Genomic DNA, 3,977 nt, shown 5'->3' on the forward strand with positions numbered 1-3,977 from the left:
CCTGCACTGTCAAATGAACATGCGGGCGCGGCGTATCGGTATGAAGCGCCAAGACATAATCATGATTGTCGCTGAATTCGGCATGGGCCAGTGCGCGAACCGCTCCCAACACTTTGTCGGGGTCAGTGCCTGCGGGCATCGAAAAAACCAACGACACCGACGACACGGTTGGCCGTGATCGCCATTGCAGCGTGTCGCTCCACTCCGCTGCTCGCTCGACAATATCATCCTTGCTCGTGAGGATTTCACCGTCGCGGCTTTCGATTGCGACATCACCCTTGCGACCGATATATTCAAGGTGGGCTTTAACATGGCGACCGCCTTTCTGGCGTCCCGTCACTTTAACCAAAACCTCGGGCGCTCGGCGCACAATTCTCGCCAGCTTGGCCCGCGCTGTCTTGCCGCTGGCAGACCCGTAACTGGCATAGAGCGGGATAAGCGGTTGGCCATTCGGGTCATGGATATATCGCACCCGAAATGCGGGACGGGTCGCTTCCCATAAGGCCGATTCCAACCCCATCAATCAGCAACCGTCCAATAGCTCGCATCGCCCTGCATGGCTTCCCCGACTGCTGCCACCTGCTCGGAAATTTCCATACGCATATCGGCGATCCGTCGCAGATCGTTTTCGATTTTCTTGTCGCCGTCGTCCATCATTCGCAAATTGGCAGCCTTCATTGCCTGATTGAGATTGCGGCCAATACGGAGCAATTGCATTCTGATCGGTGCAAGCTCATTCAGCAGACCGTCATCGACGCGAGATTTCAAAGCAAGGTGACGGCGCACCAATGCCTTTATCCAGCCTGACCGATTTGTTGAACGCTGCGATGCGCGATATTCGATCACTGCAATCTCGGCATCAGTAAAGCGCAGCGAGACGCGGTTGCATGATGAACCCTCGGACGGCTCGATCAGCGGAAGACCGATATTCTTTTCCAGCATCCGTTCGATCATCTGCCGCATGATTGCGCTTCGACCGCCCCGCCCTACCGCGAAACTATCGAGCGCAGCGAGCGCGCCTGTATCGAGCCTTATGCTTAGCATCGCAGTCGTCGGCTGGGTATTTGTCGCCATTAAAATTGCCTCGTGGAACACGGGCATTGTAATACAACACGCGCCGCTAGGCATATCCTGCAATAAAGACAAATACCCTAAAACCCCCTAAGAAAAGCGCATCCAAAGCGGCAATCTTCATCAAAGATGAAGGCTGCTTTGGATGCGCTTGGGGGTTAGGCTTTTAAGTACGTCTGTGAAGCGGGGCTTCTCATACGAGCCGAAGATCGCCGCACGACTTCGTGCTGGCGGCTGGCGGTCGCGCTCCCCCATTCGGCGATCTCTGCGACGGAGCGACCGCAGCCGCAACAGACGCTGGCACTGGCGTCCAGCGCACAAATGTCTTTGCAGGGAGATAGTGGCCGTTCAGTCATAATTCTAATCGTCCTTAGACAGGTGAATCAACAACATCATTGAGCATGAACTCGATATTTTTGGCCGATAGATTTGATTTCTGCTTTTGGGTGGTTAACGGAATGACCGGTTCGGAGAGCCAGAAAAAGCAAATTGGACATTCCCATTTTCTCACCGCGAGTAGAGAGAAGACCCGCTAATTGAGCTCGGCTTTAATCTGCAAGTTACGATGCCCATGCCTATGGATGGCTGAACACAGAAACAGTCGAAGAGTATCACGGGATAATGACACTGGTTCGGTCAACCCCAGTATTACCCGTTCGCGTATTTCGAGCTGATACGATCAGTTCATAAACGCCTTCTTCAGGTACGGTGAGATCACCTCCAAAACGGCCCGGCGCTTCAATGAAATCAAGCTTACCGCTGGCGATTTTGCGGCCGGCTTGATAGGCCATGACTTCAACTTTATAGTCTTTGGCATCCCAAAGCCCACCGCTGGTAATCGGACAACCGCACATAAGCATCGTTGAGGCCATAACCTTGATTGTTCGGCTACCCTTAGCGCTGTGCGTATTAGGTTGTGGCGCGATAATGTTGACGGCCAAACCGGGTAACTCGATTACCCAACCATCTCCGCTGGTAACGGGTTGTCCGGGGACAATCCAGCGCTGTGCCGTGACGCGAATGCTGGCTTGCATCTGAGCCAACGGACCAACGACTTCCGCCGTTACGAGCGTGGGTTGAGACAGATCAAGCTGCGTGGTGAACGCTGCGGCGTCTGGCGTAGCCAGCATCGGGCTTCGCCCTGTCGAATCCATAATCTGTTGGGTGTTCCCTGTGCCTCCGGTCGTTATGCCATCGGCCAATACTTGTCCGCTTTCGGCATCGCGCAAGATAACCCGGGCTCCGCCCATCTGATCACCGACAAATTTGGCATCCTGACTAATAACCCGCACCACCACGTCCGTCGGTTCGGCAAGCGCCGGTGATGAAATAGCTAAAATGCCAGCTGTGATTATCTTGTATACCTTTGAAAATTTCATTTTCTCGCTCTCTTTCCATCCATGAGAATATTTTATTCTTTGCCCTCTCGATCAATCGCAAACCGGCCCGGTCCGTTGGCATAAAAATAAAGCAATGCACCCATGATAGCGATATTCTTGAATAGCGGCCCTGTATGGCCAGGCGCAATGTGAATGGCCAGTGTAATGGGAACAAGCGTCAGGAGAATCAGCAATGCGGATATCCGGGTTAGGTAGCCAAACGCCAGCGCAATCCCGAAAACAATAAAGATAGCGCCACTTATCCAGAGCAACAACGAGGGATCGCCAACCATTTTTACGGCATCGCGCCAGGGAGATTCTTCCATCCGGGCAAGCATGTGCGCATGGGCACCAAAATGGCCAATGCCGCCAATGATAAATATCAAACTCGTCGTGATACGAAAGATGGGATCGAACCAAGTCTTCTTGATTTCAGCCGGTGCAAGCCGTGTGTTGATTTGAGTAAGTCGATTCATGATATGCTTCCCTCCTATTTTGATGTTTCAGTATGCGTGTGTGGTTTTCGTAAGCGCGAAAGCACCCAGGAAGCAGACCAGTAAACCGCCGCCTAGCCCGAATACTTGTGTTATTGTCCAATCTGTTCTGACATTTCAGCGCTAAGCTCGGGACAATAAATGTCGCGCAACACCTCAATCACACGGCCTGAGCTCGGGTCAGCAATTCGGTAATATAGCGTCTGCGCTTCGCGCCGAAACAACACTAGCCCATCGCTACGCAAACGCGCCAAATGCTGCGACAATGCCGACTGACTAAGGCCAACTTCATCTACCAGTGCGCCCACAGTAAGTTCACCGGAGGAAATGAGATGACACATTATCAGCAAGCGCTTTTCATTAGAAAGCGCTTTAAGCAAGCTTGCGGCTTCTGCAGCCTTTTCAGCAAGTAAGGACAGAGATTGATCAGGCATTGAACCGATTCTTATATAAGTAGTATCTAAATTAGAGTAATCTAATATATTGTCAATCTATGATTGCGCGGCAAAAAATTTGCTAGATCAACCGAGGAATTGTGAATGGCCGCTATTGGGAACTTTCAACTCATCCCGGAACGACTGCCATTAGGGTCGCAAGCAGACACTGATCGAAAATAGAGAAGTTTCTAGTAATCCCAAGATCAACAGTTGCTCAATGTGATAAGAACACAGCGAAGCCCCGCCCGAACAGACCGGGCGGGGTTGAATTTTTCTGACTTATTCGCCGCTGGCCTTGCGGGCGCGTGACCAGATGAGATTGAAGGTCTTGCCATCTTCGTCGTCGAACAGATTAGCGAAAATGGGTGCGGTGAAGCTGGGGTCGTCGAGCTTAACCGACAGATATGGGCGATCTTCCTTCGAGGTCTTGGTCCAGGCTGCTCCGATTTCTGCGCGACCGACAAAAACCCGGTGGGTCGGTGCGTTTTCATTCTCGCTTGCTTCTTCGGGAACGATGCGGACGTTCTTGGTCTGAACGCTCATTGTGACGATTTCGCCTTTGTAGCTTTCGCCTGACTTTGTGAATGATCCGATAT

The 3,977-nt window shown here is 52.0% G+C and carries 7 protein-coding genes; all 7 read right to left on the bottom strand.

Annotated features, from left to right (window positions below; all coding sequences use genetic code 11):
• Positions 1–520, bottom strand: a 520-nt coding sequence (locus tag V7680_RS14995; protein WP_442955062.1) for a relaxase/mobilization nuclease domain-containing protein, incomplete at its 3' end; no start/stop codon positions are given.
• Positions 520–1,074: a hypothetical protein gene (locus tag V7680_RS15000; RefSeq protein ID WP_335654065.1), complete on the bottom strand. Its 555-nt coding sequence runs from the start codon at positions 1,072–1,074 to the stop codon at positions 520–522. The genes V7680_RS15000 and V7680_RS14995, both read right to left, overlap by 1 nt.
• A 155-nt stretch (positions 1,075–1,229) precedes the next feature.
• Positions 1,230–1,427 carry a DUF1289 domain-containing protein gene (locus tag V7680_RS15795; protein ID WP_442955063.1) on the bottom strand — a complete coding sequence of 66 codons (198 nt, stop codon included), beginning with the start codon at positions 1,425–1,427 and terminating at the stop codon, positions 1,230–1,232.
• Between the two features lie 255 nt (positions 1,428–1,682).
• A complete protein-coding gene (locus V7680_RS15005; RefSeq protein ID WP_335654066.1) occupies positions 1,683–2,450 on the bottom strand; it encodes a hypothetical protein in 768 nt (255 codons plus the stop codon).
• Positions 2,451–2,482: 32 nt separating this feature from the next.
• Entirely contained in the window at positions 2,483–2,926 is a 444-nt protein-coding gene (locus V7680_RS15010) for a DoxX family protein (RefSeq protein WP_335654067.1), read from the bottom strand.
• Positions 2,927–3,036: 110 nt separating this feature from the next.
• A complete protein-coding gene (locus V7680_RS15015) occupies positions 3,037–3,378 on the bottom strand; it encodes an ArsR/SmtB family transcription factor (RefSeq protein ID WP_335654068.1) in 342 nt (113 codons plus the stop codon).
• Positions 3,379–3,660: 282 nt separating this feature from the next.
• Positions 3,661–3,975, bottom strand: a complete 315-nt coding sequence (locus tag V7680_RS15020; protein WP_335654069.1) for a DUF736 domain-containing protein — start codon at positions 3,973–3,975, stop codon at positions 3,661–3,663.
• Between the last annotated feature and the right edge of the window lie 2 nt (positions 3,976–3,977).

The organism is Parasphingorhabdus sp. (assembly GCF_036963705.1).
Classification (GTDB): Bacteria; Pseudomonadota; Alphaproteobacteria; order Sphingomonadales; family Sphingomonadaceae; genus Parasphingorhabdus.

What these genes read in the sequence shown, in the direction of transcription:
- V7680_RS15005 (WP_335654066.1), bottom strand. Translation starts at nt 2,450, where the DNA reads ATGAAATTTTCAAAGGTATACAAGATAATCACAGCTGGCATTTTAGCT.
- V7680_RS15000 (WP_335654065.1), bottom strand. Translation starts at nt 1,074, where the DNA reads ATGGCGACAAATACCCAGCCGACGACTGCGATGCTAAGCATAAGGCTC.
- V7680_RS15010 (WP_335654067.1), bottom strand. Translation starts at nt 2,926, where the DNA reads ATGAATCGACTTACTCAAATCAACACACGGCTTGCACCGGCTGAAATC.
- V7680_RS15015 (WP_335654068.1), bottom strand. Translation starts at nt 3,378, where the DNA reads ATGCCTGATCAATCTCTGTCCTTACTTGCTGAAAAGGCTGCAGAAGCC.
- V7680_RS15795 (WP_442955063.1), bottom strand. Translation starts at nt 1,427, where the DNA reads ATGACTGAACGGCCACTATCTCCCTGCAAAGACATTTGTGCGCTGGAC.